Here is a 13382-nt window from a genome sequence, read left to right on the forward strand (position 1 = left end):
TGACCACCGGGGAGAGGTAATTTAGGTAATTAGGCTGCAAAATTGCGAATATATCTATACTTATCAATAACTTACTTAAATTTTTCAAAGGTAATTAAAGGGTAATTGAGAGGTAATGGGGTTACCTTTAGGGGAGGTAATCACCCTCTCAAAAAATATCCTTAAATTTCAATCACATAACTTTTCCATGGGAGCCTGATTACCTTAAATCACCCCAAAAGGTAATCCGGAAATTCCCTTTTGCATCAATTGTTTAGGCCTTGTTTCAGGCTCCGGATTACCGATTACCTGGTTCCGATGGTCATCTGCCGAAATTCACCGGGAGGCCTAGCAACGGATCGCAGCCGGTCGCCCCCCCCCCCCCCAAAGCCCCCAGGCGTGCAGGGATCTGCAGGGAAGAGAGGCCTCCTTGAATCGCACGGATTGGTAACAGCAGCGCGGTCTAGGCCCATCCTGCGGGGGTGCAGCGAAAACCATGCATAAAGACCGCAGGCGTGGCGGGGCGACGATTGCGCGCGCCAGGGCCAGCGCTGTCCGTGGACGTCGGGGTTTTCCTACTGCGTCGGCCGCTGAAGACGGGCAACATAGGAAGCTGCATCCGGTTCCAACAGGAGCTACGACATGCCCAACATCCGCCGCCGTCCCCGCCTCCATTACGGGCGGTCAAGCGCAGAGATGGGCATCTGATGGAGAGGCAGCGAAGCGACTCACTTGTGAGCACCTGTTCGACGCATGCTGGATTGTTGAGAGAAAGCACCTATGAACGAAGCAAAAGAAGCCCGCGCAACACTCCACAACGCACCTCAGAAAGGTGCGTTCTACATCCTCAGGTCCGATATGGGGGGGGGCGGTCGCGGGCATGGCGTGGAATTCGAGAACGAAGATGCAGTGCCGTTCTCCATTGCTGACAGCCTGCCGGGGGAAGATGCAGGCCTGGCTGCATTGAAGGAGACCCCGCGCCTGCGCTACGACAGCCGCATCGGCGATATGCCCAATGACATGCACGATGGCTTCAAAGGCTACTGGCTGGTCTCCGAACCGCTGAAGCAGGTGTTTGAGGCTGCGGACCCGGAAGGCTTTGCCTTCGCGCTCTGCGACTTCCGATTGGAAGACGGTACGCCCGGGGAACCGTACTATCTTTGCGACGTGGTTCGAGTTATCGAAGCTATCGACGAGGCGGCATCTACTATAAAAGTGTTGACCGGATACCGTAACGGAAAATATTACGATATTACGGGAGGCGCCCAGTTTGCATTCAACAAAGATGTGGTCGGGACCGCGCACATATTCAGAACACCTTATACAGCAGATGCCTTTTGCGATCGTTTCTTGCGCGACACCTTGATTAGCCAAGGATTCGGAAAATCGCCTAAGAAGCGTGGCGTTCGGCTAATCGACGCTGCAAATTACGGATAAAGATTTCTCTACATGGATTTTGGAGCATAGACAGATGCCGGGCAGTAACGTCATTCTCGAAAGTCATCATGTCATTGAAAACACCATCTTTCGTGACCATAGGTTGCTCAAGAAATTGGCCGATCATGGTTTGATCGACAAGGATGTATCGATCAATCGCCTGTATCTACCGGTAGAGGGGAAGCTGGCCGAAGAAATCGAAACATCTCCGCATCGAGGACGCACGCGGAGGTCTTATACGGATGTAACTGGGGATTATCTTAATAAGCTCCTTAAATCCCCGGATGGCGAATTGGCCATGCGTAATGACGCTGCTGCACTGAAGCGCGTCGCCGCCCAGGTCCACGACCTGCAAGACACCCTCAAAATCGCCCTGATCAATCGCGATATGTTCGCAACCACACCGGAGCACTTGACCAAGGCCCAAACGAACGCACAAAACTACCGCACTATTTCCGAGTACGAGCAATACCGCACTGCCCATGCCGACCAGTTGAAAACGCTGCGCGCCATGAGCAATGTCGAAGCCGAATGGGCCGCGATCACCCACTCCGAGCAGCGGATCGCAAAGGTGATCGATGACGCACGCACGACGGGCAAAAATCTGGTCGCTGTCCCGAAGGAACGCGATGCCGTTATCCGCGAGATCGCCGGCCGCGAGGAATTTCGCATGGCGATTGCGCACGCAGAAGATGCCGGGCGAATAACGCTGTCCGGGTCCAATGCGGCAATGGTCCAGCAGGTCCTGGATGACACACCGACAACCATCAGCGGTGCTGCGCGCAGCATTCGCCAAGGCGCAGCCGCTACACCGCATGCGCCGTACACACCAGTCTCGCAACGCGGCTTCGTCACCGCCGAGCTGCTGGCCGGCGATCTATCTGCAGGCCAGGCACTGCGCACCACCGGCCTGCTCGCCACCGCCGCCGACACGGTGATGACCGGCCAACGCGCCACACACTTACTCGGCCAAGACAATCCGCTCGCCGCGCAATCAGAGCTTGCGCACTTTGCCGGCCGCAACGTCGGTGGCTGGGCCGGCGGTACCGCCGCTGCCTACGCGCTGGGGAGCTCGGGCGCCGGGCCGATGGTGCTGATCGCGGCCGATGCGTATTTCTTGAGTACCGCTGGCGAGAAGGCCGCAGCGTTGCTCGACAACCGCGCCATCTACACCCAGACCGATCGCGAGGGCACGCAGTGGTCGTTCAACGGCACCGCCTGGGCGCGCGAGGGCAAGGCCGACACCACCAACGACGGGGTAGACAACCCCACCTCCACGCCCATCGTCGCCAGCTACGAGAAGGCACGCGAACTCAATTACCAGGCCACCAACGCCGCTGCAGCGCTCGCCCTCAAGGATGCGCCCGCTCCGCAGGATCCGTATCGCCAGCCGGCCAATGCCACTGACCGCCCCAGCCTGAGCAGCGCCGACTGGCGACGCGATGCAGCGGACGGTCAGTGGCATCGGCTGGTCAAGGCCGAGATCGCTGGCGCCAATGATCGCGGCAGCTACGTGCAGGAAACCGCCTTGCCGCACCGCAAAGCCGAACTGGACGCGCAGGCGCAGGACACCATCGCCCGCAACATCGCCAACAGTCCCGGCGCCATTGCCGCGCGCTACGAACTGGCGCACCACCGCAGCGGCTGGGCGGCCGATGGCCTGCCGATGTCGCCAGCGGTGCAGCAGGCGCTGCCGGATCCAGATGCCTTGACCGCCTCGAACGGCCAGCGCTACTACCGCGATATCGAAGGCCAGTGGACAAGCAACGGCGCCCCACCCGATGGCAACCGCGTGCTGGAACTGGAGACCACGCGCGCGATGCTGCAACCGGCACTGGCCGAGCAGGCGCAGGCGATTGCCGCCATCCAGCAATCGCCGCAGGACGTACAAGGCGAGCAGACGCTCTACCGCTATCGCATCGTCGGCACCGAGTTGCAGCCGCAATGGCGTGAAGCGATCGAACTGGCGACGCAACGCACCCGCGAGGCAGAGCGACTTGCGGGCGATGGCGCGATGCAGTTGCAACGCGGCCCCGGTGGAAGCTTTGGCGCCGATAGTCCGATTGCGCATCTGCAACGCGGTCCCGATGGTGTAGAGCGTATTGCAGCAGTCACCAGCACCGAGGACATCCGCCAGGCACTGCAGGAGGTACAGGCGCGGCAGAACCCAGCCTTGCCGATACCGCAGCTGGCCTCTGCGCCTCGCTCATCGGACGGATCCGCAGATGCGGACACGTCGTCTTCCGCCCCCTCCAACCAGCATGCGCTCGACGTGCAGGCGCGGGGCCAGGCGGCCAGTGCCGCTCAGGAGCGTCAGGAACGGCAGCAGGAGGACCGGCAAGCGCAAGACCAACAACTGACGCAGGCACGCACGCACACGCTGCAGGAGCAGACCTCGCACGAAGACCGGGCACAGGATGCTCAGGCGCTACAGGCGCACGCAGTGCAGGAGCTTCGCCGGCAAGAGTTGCAACAGCTGGAGCAGCAAGAACGCCAGGTACAGGACGCGCAGCAACGCGAACACGTCCAGCAGCAGGCGCACGACACCCAACAGCGCGAACAAGCGCAGCAGCAGGCCCAGGAGACGCAGCAGCGCGAGCAGGAAACACGCCAGGCCCAGGACGCCCAGCAGAGCCAGCAGGAACGCCTGCAGGCGCAGACGGTGCAACATGCCGCCGAGCAACAGCCGCTGCACGCCCAAGCGGCTCCACAACGCGAGCAGGAGCCGGCACAGGAAGCCGTCTCGCGCGAGCCGTCGTCGCTCCAGGCGCAAGACACATCGCCGCGCCAGCCCGAGCAGCAGTCTACCCAGGATGGCGTCGCCGAACGGCGCCAGGATCAGCTGGCAGAGCCTGCGCAAGCACAGGCATCCGACGTAGCGCAGCAGCGGTCGCAAAGCCAGCAAACGCAAGAAGAGCGCACGCAGGAAGTCCAGCAGCAGACAGCACAGAGTGCGGCGATCGCGCAGACAGCGCCGGCAGATCAGCAGCAGGTTGCGGACCTGCACAGCGGCCAACAGCCGATGACTGCGCAAGCCTCGGATGCGCAGCAAGATGCGCCTGCCCAGCAGCCCGACCAGCCCGAGCAGCCGGCGGACGCGTACTTGGCCCAGGCGGCGACCGCGCCATCACTCGCCACGCCGGTCGCCGCAGAACAGCGCGACGAGCAACAGGCGCTCACTCCAACGGCTCAAGCACCGAAAGCACCAGATCCCCCTGAAGCGTTGCCAGTGTCCGCACACCTGGCGCAAACGACAGGGACATCGCTGGACATGCCGACCGCTGGCCGCTCCGCCGACGCCCCCGAGGGCGCGGCCGATGCGCGCGCGCCGCTTTCCGCGTCCTTGGCAGATGAGCACGACCGCCCTGCCGCTGCGCCCGTCGATCCGAACTCCTGGGAGGAAATAGAGCGCTCGATGCGTGAGCTGCGCATCCAACTCGAACAGGAGCTCGAAACAGAAAACCGCGTCGCAGAAGCGCGGCAGGCGCGCGTGGACCGTGGTGAGCGGCCGTTTACCGAGTTGGAACTGCGTAATGGGTACGATCCGGATGGCCCCTCTGGACTGAGACCACCACGCGCCCCGTCGGCAGACGCCGCGCCACAGTCTCTTGCTGCTGGCGAGCAGGAAGAGCGGCCGCAGCCCCAACGTAAAAACATCACCGGCGATCCGGATGTGGACGAGTTGCTGTACGCCATCGACTGCAAGAACGAACTGGCGATCGAACAGGCCTTGAAACGTGTCGCCAACAGTCCCTACAGCCAGGCCCTTGCCAAACAAGGGCATGAATTCCTGGATGCCCAGGCGATGCAGGAAGCCCAGGAGCAGGCGAGTATGCGCCAGGCACTGAACATGGACGTCTCGACAGAGGTGCAGACCAGCCGTGGCCCGGTGATGGTGATGACACTGCCGCAGTTCGCCAACGGACCGGCGATGCAAGGTCCGCAGGGTGACGGGGGCGGCGGCGGCGATGGGGGCGGCGGTGGTGGTGGTGGTGGAGGCGGCGGTGGTGGTGGTGGATAGCCGGAACACGTGCAGCAAGTTGAATCATCGAGATAACACTATGGACATGCAGAACACCTCCGCACTACCCGATGCCAACGGGTCGGAACGCACGCTAAAAGAGTCGGTCCAGGCCTTGGCGGCGATGATCGGGACGCTGCAGCGGCGCGAGCACGCATTGGACGCTCTGGTCCGGGAACAGCTGCAGCTTCTGCAGAGCGCCGTCCACAGTGCCGATCAGCGCGTCAATCGCGTGGTGGAAAGCGCACTTCCCCGGCTGACGCAATTGAGCAATCAGGCGCTGACGCAAACGTTGGAACCGGCGGCCGAGCGATTCAACAAGAAGATGGCAACTGCGGAGCAGACGGTCCAGCAGGCGACCCAGCGTTACGCCCACGCACAGCGCGCCCTGGAAACAACGACAACGCGGCGCATGTGGATCGCATCGATTGCCCTGCTGTTGGCGGGTGTCATCAGTATGGTTGTCGCAGGCTACGCGCTCTACAGCACAAAAGCGGCCGTCGCTGAAGCCGCCCAACTCAGGGCGGAAATCACCTTTTTGGATCGTGTTGCTCGCGCCAATCTCGTTGCCTGTGGCAAGGACAGGCTATGCGCCGAGATTGACAAGAAAGGGCCGCGCTATGGCGATGGCGGCCAGTATCGCGTGGTTGCCTTGCGTCCATCCCCCGCGCAATGAAAACCGAGCCGCTAGGGGCGGCCCGGTCGCCTGATTACAGAGCGGTCAAGCGGTCGCGGGTAACGGCGGCGTACTGATCCGTCATCTCAATCCCGACTGCCTCGAATCCTTCCAGCTGCGCAGCCACCAACGTGGTTCCGCTGCCAGCAAAAGGATCGAGCACGCGACCACCCGATTCGCAAATCCGCACCAGCTGCCGCATCAATCCGGTCGGCTTACCGGTCAGGTGGTGCTTGTCAGCCTTGCGCACCGACTCACGGATGACTCCAGGCAGCACCGGCGCGCGGCGGTCCAACGGCATGTTGCCCTTGCTGCCCCAGACGATGTATTCGGCCTGGTTGCGGAACCGGCCCAGTTGCGGCCGCACGCCTTCGGTCTTGTCCCAGACGGTGATGCCGCGCCAGGTGAAGCCGGCGATCTGCAGCGCGTCGGTGGTCAGCGGCAGCTGCCGCCAGTCGGTGAACAGCAGCACCGGCGCGCCGTCCTTGAGCACGCGCGCGCACTCGGACAGCCACAGATGCATCCACTTCAGGTGCGAGCGTTGGTCGCGTTCGTCGCCGACAAAGTCGGCGTGCAGTTGCGCGCCACCGCCCTGGACGTACTTTGCCGAGGGCGGCTTCGCTCGCGCGGCGGCGTGCAGGCCGCCACTCGCATACGGCGGATCAGTGATCAGCGCGTCGAACGAATTCGCTTCGAGCGTGGGCAGGATGGTCAGGGCGTCGCCCTGCAGCAGCTGGTTTTTCATGGTGAGAGCCTTCTTGGATTCGCTCACGGCGATCGGAGGTGAGGCTCTCGGCCTTCAGGTGATTGAGCGTGCCGCAGCGTGGGCACTTGATCTGGATTTCGTCGAAGGCGCCGGCTTTGCATAGCAAGCGGGCGCATTCGCCACAACGGAGGTTCTTGAGCATTGCGTGGTCTTGCGGTGGGAAAGGATTACGCGACCGCTGGCGGCGCGTAGGGGGCGAAGGCGATCACCTCATCGCCCACCCAGTCGTTGATCTTCAACATGCGCGCCTGCAGCGGCTCCAGCTCGTTGGCGGCCCAGACAGCAGCTGCCTCGCGGATCGATCCGAAACCGCCTGCGTTTTGCGGCACGATGCCCATAAGCTGCGGCGGGATGCGCAGCGCGGCCAGCATGTCGTCGCGGGTGATGCCCTTGATGCCGCTGAACTCGTCCTTGGCCGCTACTTCGCTAACCGGGATCAGCTTCAAGCCATCCTTGTTGCCGCCTGGCGAGTACAGGAACAGGTTGCGGAAGTTGCCCGGCCCCTTGGCGCCCTTCATGGCGTTGCGCAGCGTGTCGACATCTTCCTGGCTTTGCTGCGGGTCGGTCAGGTACAGGATGAAGCCGGCATGCGAGCCGTTGTTGTAGTACTTGCGGCGGAACAGCGTGGCGGACTCGTTGAGCAGCGCGGACTGCATCGCCGGCATCCACTCGGGCAGGCCGTAGAGCTCCTGATCGACATCCGCCTCGCGCAACTGGAACACGCTACCCGGCTCGAACACGTGCTCGTCGTGCCACATACGCACTTGGAAGTACTCGCCCTCAGTGATGCCGCGCCGCATGTACTTCGACAACGGCGCCGCCAACGACAGCGCATTGCCTAGGCGATTGCGGCGGCGTTCGAGATAGCCATTGCCCAGGGTGATCCAGTCCAGCGACAGCTGCTCGAAGGCCTCACGCGTCAACAACCGATGCGGCTTGAAGGTGCGGGCCAGCATGTTGCGCTTGAAGATCAGGCCGGACTGCAGAAACGGATTGCTGCGCGTGGTCTTGGACAGGCCATCCAGCGCCACCGGCGGCTCATACCAGCGCCCGTTCTGCCAGCACTCCAGATAGTCCAGCACGCCGCGCCCATCGAGCACCGGTGTCGGATCACCAAAGGTGAAGGCCTCGGCGCGTGCGGGCGCTGCAGGCGCGGTGGCGGGCAGCTGGTCGGTCAACATCAAGAGATCTCCATGAAGCCGGAGTTGCGCGCGGTGCGCCCTTCCAGCGGTTCGTTCTGCAGCGCGTGGAACAGTGCCCACGCCAGGTCCGCGTGGCCGGTCTCTTCCGAGCGGCCGGCGGTGAAGGTGGATTGCCGGCCGCTGGCCGTCATGGTCTTGCGGATGGCCATCAACGACTGCGCCATGTCGATCCAGCCGGCGTCGAACTCCAGACGGCCGTTGTGGATCACATCGAACGCCTTGAGTACCAAGCGCGTTTTGACTTCCGGCGAGTAGCTGAAGGTGACCAGATTCGGAAAGAACTGCTTCACCAGCTGCGCCACGCCACTGCCCATGCCGGTGGTGTCGATGCCGATATAGGTCACCCAGTACCGTTGCGTGACGCCATGAATAAACTTGGCCTGTGCCGCGAAGTCCATGCCACGGAACTGATGCCGTTCGAGGATGCGGAACTTGCCGCCTGGGATGGACGGTGGAGCCACCACCACCAGGCCGGCGGTGTCGCCGGTATCAGCCGGGTCATAGCCAATCCACACCGCGCGATCGCCGTAGGGACGCAAGGCAAAGGGTTTGTAGTCGTCGCCCCACTCCACCCAGCTATCGACCATGCACGGCTGCAGCATCGCCAGCGGGAAGATGCTTGCGCCGTCGTCGACGAAGTCGCACATCAACAAGTTGGCGAAGGCGTCCGGGCTGTATTCCTCGCGCAGCTCGTCGATGTCGAACAGGTCGCAGCCACGGCGCTGGGCGTCGAGGATGTTGACGATCTGCCGCCACGCGCGGTCCTGGCAGCGGCGCCCGCCGGCCAGCGCGTCATGCGACACATCGATCTGGATCCGCTGCGCAGCCGGCTTGCCCTTGTTGCGGCGTTCGCCGGTCCAGAACGTGTAGGCCTCATGGGCCATGCTCGACGGGGTGCTGAAGTAGGTCTTGCGCCACTTCTTGTGCATCGCCATGCCGCTGGCGACCTTGTTCAATTCGTTGAACCCGTAGGTCCAGAAGAACTCGTCGAAGTAGAAATTGCCGTGGTAGCCCTGGGCGGTGCGTGCATTGGTGCCCAGAAAGAACAACTCGGCGCCGTTGGGAAACACGATGCTGTCGCCGCCGGAGAGCGTCTCGTCGATGGTCTCGCGCACGAACTGCTGCATGTAGCCGCGGAACAGGTGCGCCTGCGCCTTGGAGGCGCTCAAGAAAATTTGATTGCGCCCGGTGGTGAGCGCATCGATCAGCGCTTCGCGGGCGAAGTAAAACGTGGCGCCGATCTGTCGCGACTTGAGGATGATGCGGGTGCGCTCGTTGCCGGCCCGATACCAATCGCGCTGATAGTCGAAGCAGCCGTCGACGAACGCCGTGGTCAGCTGTTCGATCTGTTCCTCGGTGAAGTCGTTGCGCTTGGGCTTCTTCTTGGGCGCAGCATTGCGATTGGCGACAGCCGGATTCAGGTCAGCTTCGTTGCCGCCGCCCTGGTAGCGCTGGATGCGCGCCTGGCGCTCCAGCTGCCGGTGCAGCAGATCAATTTCTTTGAAGTCGCCGCCGGACTTTTCCGGCTTCATGATCAGCACGACCAGGCGCGCTTCGAGTGCACCACCGATGCGCTCAACGTTGTCTGCGCGATCCCACTCGTCACGCGACTTCCAGCTGTGTACAGTCTTCTCGTTCTCGCCGATGGCCTGCGCAATTTCGGTCACGCGCCATCCCATCCAGTACAGGAACTTGGCCTGTCTGCGGGTGTCCATCGGGAGCTGGGTGGCAACGCTTTGCATGCCGACCAGGGTGCGGCCCACCTCTTAATCCCGACAGTTCAACGACGCGTAATCGCCTGATTTACACGGTGATTGCGTTGCTGCGCTATGCGTCGCGTTTGACCATGGGTCATCGCAAACGCATCCAGCGCAGAGGACACCCATGTCGGCCAAGGCCAAGAAGTTTCGTTCCAACTGGTTCCGCGTGGCCGTCGAAGGGGCCACCACCGATGGCCGCACGATTCAGCGCAGCTGGATCGACGACATGGCCGCCACCTACAACCGCGAGACCTACAACGCCCGCATCTGGATCGAGCACATGCGCAGCCTGCTGCCGGACTCGCCGTTCCGTGCGTATGGCGATGTCACCGCTGTCAAGGCCGAAGAGGTCGAAATTGACGGCACCAAGCGTCTGGCGCTGTTTGCCCAGATCGAGCCGACCGCTGATCTGATCACCATCAACAAGTCCAAGCAGAAGCTCTACACCAGCATCGAGGTGCAGGAGAAATTCGCCAACACCGGCAAGGCGTATCTGGTCGGCCTGGCCGTGACTGATTCGCCGGCCAGCCTGGGTACTTCCATGCTCAGCTTCGCCAGCCAGAACCCGGACGCCAATCCGCTGGCCGATCGCAAGCAGTCACCGGGCAACCTGTTCACCGTCGCCGAGGAAACGGCGCTGGAATTCAGCGAAGTCAGCGAAGGCCCGGTCGCCAATCTGCTCAACCGGATCCGCACCGCGCTCAAGAGCGAGGACGCCACCAGCATCACCGCCGAGCAGTTCGCCGACCTCGGCCAGGGCGTCGAAGAGATCGCCGAGCACGTGCGCGGCCAGGACGAACGCTTCAACCGCCTGCAGGCCGAACACGCCGAGCAGAAGACCAAGCACGAGCAGCTGGCGAACGACCTGGCGCAGCTACGCGAGTCGCTGTCGCAGCAGCCCGACCCCGCGCAGCCCGCACGCCCGGTAGTCACCGGCAGCGGTGCGGCCGTGCTGACCGACTGCTGATCCCTCCGCCCCTTCGCACACCACACACACGCCGCCAGCGCCCCACCTTTGGAGCCATCATGCAAAACGCCACCCGCCTGCAGTTCAACCAGTTCGCCGAGCAGATCGCCAAGCTCAACGGCATCACCTCCGCATTCCATTCCTTCGCTGTCGATCCGACCGTGCAGCAGAAGCTGGAAACGCGCATGCAGGAGTCGAGCGAGTTCCTGTCCAAGATCAATATCATCCCGGTGGACGAACTGTCCGGCCAGAAGGTGGGCATCGGCGTCACCGGCAGCATTGCCAGCCGCACCGATACCGGCGCCGGCAAGACCCGCACCCCGCGCAATGTGGCCGCGCTCGACAAGAACGAGTACCTCGCCAAGAAGACCGACTTCGACACCGCCATTCCGTATGCGTTGCTCGATACCTGGGCCAAGTTCCCGGACTTCCAGGCGCGCCTGCGCGATGCCATCGTCAAGCGTCAGGCGCTAGACCGTCTGCAGATCGGCTTCAACGGCACGCACGCCGCCGCCGACACCGACCGCGCCGCATTCCCGCTGCTGGAAGACGTCAACATCGGCTGGCTGCAGCAGTACCGCACCAACGCCGCACAGCGCGTGCTGGCAAGCGGCAAGGCCGCCGGCAAGGTAGTCGTCGGCGGCTCTGCCGACGCCGACTACGGCAACCTTGATGCGCTGGTGTACGACGTCGTAAGCAACCTGCTGGACCCGTGGCACCGCAAGGATCCGAGCTTGGTGGTGGTGCTCGGCCGCGATCTGATGCACGACAAGTATTTCCCGATGGTCAACAAGGAGCAGCCGGCCAGCGAGAAGATCGCCACCGACCTGATCTTGAGCCAGCGCCGTGTCGGCGGCCTGCAGGTGGCCGAGGTGCCATACCTGCCCGACGGCGCGCTGATGGTGACCTCGCTGGCGAACCTGTCGATCTACTACCAGACCGGCGGCCGTCGCCGTTACATCCAAGAAGTGCCCGCGCGCGATCGCATCGAGAACTACGAGTCCTCCAACGATGCCTACGTGGTCGAGGACTACGGCTTGGGCTGCGTGGTCGAGCACATCGAGATCGAGGCCTAAGCCATGGCCGACAGTCCCGCCAAGCGTCACCACAGCCGCGTGCTCGCCGAGCTGCAAGCCGCCCAGCGTGCACCGCACCAGCTGATGGCTGGTGCGACGGCCTACGAGCAGCACATGGCGCAGCTTCAGAGCGATCGCCTGCGGCTGAAGCAGATCCAGTCCACCCAGGGCAAGGCGGCGCTCAAGGTGCAGCTGTTGCCGACCTACGTGCCGTACCTGGCCGGGGTACTGGCCGGCGGCCAGGGCGCGCAGGACGAGATCGTCATGACGTGCATGGTCTGGCGCATTGATGCCGGCGACTATGCCGGCGCGCTGGAGCTGGGCGCCTATGTGCTCAAGCATGGCCTGCAGATGCCCGACCGCTTCTCCCGCACGGTGGGCTGCGTGCTGGCCGAGGAAGTGGCCGAGGCGGCGTTGTCGGCGCAGAAGACCGGCCAGCCCTTCGATGCGGCCGTGCTGGCCGACACCGCCGCGCTGACGGCCGAGCAGGACATGCCCGACGAGGTGCGCGCCAAGCTGCACCTTGCACTGGCCCGCGCATCGCTGGCCGGCATCACCGATGAGACGCCGGCCGACCAAGCGCAGCCGATCGCCGCTGCCGCTGTGGCCGACCTGCAGCGCGCCATCGCCTTGCACGGCAGCTGCGGCGGCAAGAAGGATCTGGAGCGCGCCGAGCGTCTCTTGAAGAAGTTCAGCGCTGAGCCTGCGGGCACCAGCGCCTAACCGAGCGTCCCCGCAACCCTCGCCGGCTCGGGGCTGATCCACAGCACTCCATCGCTGCGGTGACGCCCCGACCACCGGCGATCTCTTCCGAGCCATCCATGAGCGGATTCACTGCCACCGGTACGACCAGCGCCACGCCTGATGCGATCGCCAATGCACCGTTCTGGCCGGCGATCGCACCGGCGACTGTGCGCGCGAGCATGCGCCTGGATGGCACCGTCACCGATGCCCGTCTGCGCCACGCCATTGTTGCCGCCATGCTGGCGGTCAACGATGAGCTGGATGCCTGGGCGCAGACGCAGCAGGCCGCCGGCTACGCGGCGCTGGCTGACGTGCCCAGCACCACCGTCGATGGCGTCTCGCGCCGCGTGCAGCTGTACCTGCGCGCCGTTGCGTGTGCCACCGCTGTCGAGGTGGCAGAGCGTTACCGCAGCTTCGACGCGACCGACAGTGCAAACCAGCGCGCCGACGACTTGTCACCCAGCATCACCGAGCTACGCCGCGATCAGCGCTGGGCCGTGCGCGACCTGCAGAACCTGCCGCGCAGCACGGTGGAGCTCATCTGATGCGCGTGCACGCCATGCAAGGCGACACCGTCGACCTGCTGTGCTGGCGCCACCTGGGCAGCACGGCCGGCCTGGTCGAGCGCACCTACCTCCTCAATCCCGGCCTGGCCGAACTGGGCGCCGTGCTGCCGCATGGCACGCCAGTGGAGTTGCCCGAGGTAACCACCACCACGGCGGCGATGACGCCGCTTGTGCAGCTATGGGACTGA

General features: G+C 63.6%; 12 protein-coding genes. 8 read left to right on the forward strand and 4 right to left on the reverse strand.

Annotation, left to right across the window (positions count from 1 at the left end):
* Nucleotides 1–759 precede the first annotated feature (759 nt).
* The 3 genes from XpruCFBP8353_RS05705 (at nucleotide 760) to XpruCFBP8353_RS05720 (ending at nucleotide 6113) form a co-directional block, all read left to right on the forward strand.
* Nucleotides 760–1416, forward strand: coding sequence for an imm11 family protein (locus tag XpruCFBP8353_RS05705; protein WP_101362282.1), 657 nt, complete (start codon nucleotides 760–762; stop codon nucleotides 1414–1416).
* Between the two features lie 319 nt (nucleotides 1417–1735).
* Complete coding sequence (locus tag XpruCFBP8353_RS05715) at nucleotides 1736–5437, forward strand: hypothetical protein (protein ID WP_101362505.1); 3702 nt, start codon at nucleotides 1736–1738, stop codon at nucleotides 5435–5437.
* Entirely contained in the window at nucleotides 5385–6113 is a 729-nt protein-coding gene (locus XpruCFBP8353_RS05720) for a hypothetical protein (RefSeq protein ID WP_101362284.1), read from the forward strand. The genes XpruCFBP8353_RS05715 and XpruCFBP8353_RS05720 overlap by 53 nt, the downstream gene beginning before the upstream one ends.
* Before the next feature lie 34 nt (nucleotides 6114–6147).
* Here XpruCFBP8353_RS05720 and XpruCFBP8353_RS05725 read toward each other — a convergent pair whose 3' ends face one another.
* Genes XpruCFBP8353_RS05725 through XpruCFBP8353_RS05740 form a run of 4 tightly spaced genes read right to left on the reverse strand, consistent with a single transcriptional unit; the run spans nucleotide 6148 to nucleotide 9823 of the window.
* Nucleotides 6148–6858, reverse strand: a complete 711-nt coding sequence (locus XpruCFBP8353_RS05725) for a DNA-methyltransferase (RefSeq protein ID WP_101362285.1) — start codon at nucleotides 6856–6858, stop codon at nucleotides 6148–6150.
* Nucleotides 6776–7021: a Com family DNA-binding transcriptional regulator gene (locus XpruCFBP8353_RS05730; RefSeq protein WP_080766523.1), complete on the reverse strand. Its 246-nt coding sequence runs from the start codon at nucleotides 7019–7021 to the stop codon at nucleotides 6776–6778. The genes XpruCFBP8353_RS05725 and XpruCFBP8353_RS05730 overlap by 83 nt, the downstream gene beginning before the upstream one ends.
* Before the next feature lie 25 nt (nucleotides 7022–7046).
* On the reverse strand, nucleotides 7047–8060 hold the full coding sequence (locus XpruCFBP8353_RS05735; protein WP_101362286.1) for a phage portal protein: 1014 nt from the start codon (nucleotides 8058–8060) through the stop codon (nucleotides 7047–7049).
* The gene (locus XpruCFBP8353_RS05740) at nucleotides 8060–9823 is read right to left on the reverse strand and encodes a terminase ATPase subunit family protein (protein WP_207759597.1); all 1764 of its coding nucleotides are present in this window, start codon (nucleotides 9821–9823) and stop codon (nucleotides 8060–8062) included. The genes XpruCFBP8353_RS05735 and XpruCFBP8353_RS05740 overlap by 1 nt, the downstream gene beginning before the upstream one ends.
* Nucleotides 9824–9965: 142 nt before the next feature.
* On the opposite strand from XpruCFBP8353_RS05740, the gene XpruCFBP8353_RS05745 reads away from it, so the two are divergent.
* The 5 genes from XpruCFBP8353_RS05745 to XpruCFBP8353_RS05765 all read left to right on the forward strand — a co-directional run bounded on the left by XpruCFBP8353_RS05745 (nucleotide 9966) and on the right by XpruCFBP8353_RS05765 (nucleotide 13382).
* Entirely contained in the window at nucleotides 9966–10808 is an 843-nt protein-coding gene (locus tag XpruCFBP8353_RS05745) for a GPO family capsid scaffolding protein (RefSeq protein ID WP_101362288.1), read from the forward strand.
* Nucleotides 10809–10867: 59 nt separating this feature from the next.
* Nucleotides 10868–11884 carry a phage major capsid protein, P2 family gene (locus tag XpruCFBP8353_RS05750; RefSeq protein WP_101362289.1) on the forward strand — a complete coding sequence of 339 codons (1017 nt, stop codon included), beginning with the start codon at nucleotides 10868–10870 and terminating at the stop codon, nucleotides 11882–11884.
* A 3-nt stretch (nucleotides 11885–11887) separates the two neighbouring features.
* Entirely contained in the window at nucleotides 11888–12607 is a 720-nt protein-coding gene (gpM, locus tag XpruCFBP8353_RS05755) for a phage terminase small subunit (RefSeq protein ID WP_101362290.1), read from the forward strand.
* Nucleotides 12608–12705: 98 nt separating this feature from the next.
* Nucleotides 12706–13173, forward strand: coding sequence for a head completion/stabilization protein (locus XpruCFBP8353_RS05760; protein WP_101362291.1), 468 nt, complete (start codon nucleotides 12706–12708; stop codon nucleotides 13171–13173).
* Complete coding sequence (locus XpruCFBP8353_RS05765) at nucleotides 13173–13382, forward strand: tail protein X (RefSeq protein WP_005917735.1); 210 nt, start codon at nucleotides 13173–13175, stop codon at nucleotides 13380–13382. Before XpruCFBP8353_RS05760 ends, XpruCFBP8353_RS05765 begins: the two co-directional genes overlap by 1 nt.

Origin of the sequence: Xanthomonas prunicola, assembly GCF_002846205.1 — a bacterium.
Taxonomy (GTDB): domain Bacteria; phylum Pseudomonadota; class Gammaproteobacteria; order Xanthomonadales; family Xanthomonadaceae; genus Xanthomonas; species Xanthomonas prunicola.

What these genes read in the sequence shown, in the direction of transcription:
- XpruCFBP8353_RS05765 (WP_005917735.1), top strand. Translation starts at nt 13,173, where the DNA reads ATGCGCGTGCACGCCATGCAAGGCGACACCGTCGACCTGCTGTGCTGG.
- XpruCFBP8353_RS05725 (WP_101362285.1), bottom strand. Translation starts at nt 6,858, where the DNA reads ATGAAAAACCAGCTGCTGCAGGGCGACGCCCTGACCATCCTGCCCACG.
- gpM (WP_101362290.1), top strand. Translation starts at nt 11,888, where the DNA reads ATGGCCGACAGTCCCGCCAAGCGTCACCACAGCCGCGTGCTCGCCGAG.
- XpruCFBP8353_RS05750 (WP_101362289.1), top strand. Translation starts at nt 10,868, where the DNA reads ATGCAAAACGCCACCCGCCTGCAGTTCAACCAGTTCGCCGAGCAGATC.
- XpruCFBP8353_RS05735 (WP_101362286.1), bottom strand. Translation starts at nt 8,060, where the DNA reads ATGTTGACCGACCAGCTGCCCGCCACCGCGCCTGCAGCGCCCGCACGC.
- XpruCFBP8353_RS05705 (WP_101362282.1), top strand. Translation starts at nt 760, where the DNA reads ATGAACGAAGCAAAAGAAGCCCGCGCAACACTCCACAACGCACCTCAG.
- XpruCFBP8353_RS05740 (WP_207759597.1), bottom strand. Translation starts at nt 9,823, where the DNA reads ATGCAAAGCGTTGCCACCCAGCTCCCGATGGACACCCGCAGACAGGCC.
- XpruCFBP8353_RS05720 (WP_101362284.1), top strand. Translation starts at nt 5,385, where the DNA reads ATGGGGGCGGCGGTGGTGGTGGTGGTGGAGGCGGCGGTGGTGGTGGTG.
- XpruCFBP8353_RS05745 (WP_101362288.1), top strand. Translation starts at nt 9,966, where the DNA reads ATGTCGGCCAAGGCCAAGAAGTTTCGTTCCAACTGGTTCCGCGTGGCC.
- XpruCFBP8353_RS05730 (WP_080766523.1), bottom strand. Translation starts at nt 7,021, where the DNA reads ATGCTCAAGAACCTCCGTTGTGGCGAATGCGCCCGCTTGCTATGCAAA.
- XpruCFBP8353_RS05760 (WP_101362291.1), top strand. Translation starts at nt 12,706, where the DNA reads ATGAGCGGATTCACTGCCACCGGTACGACCAGCGCCACGCCTGATGCG.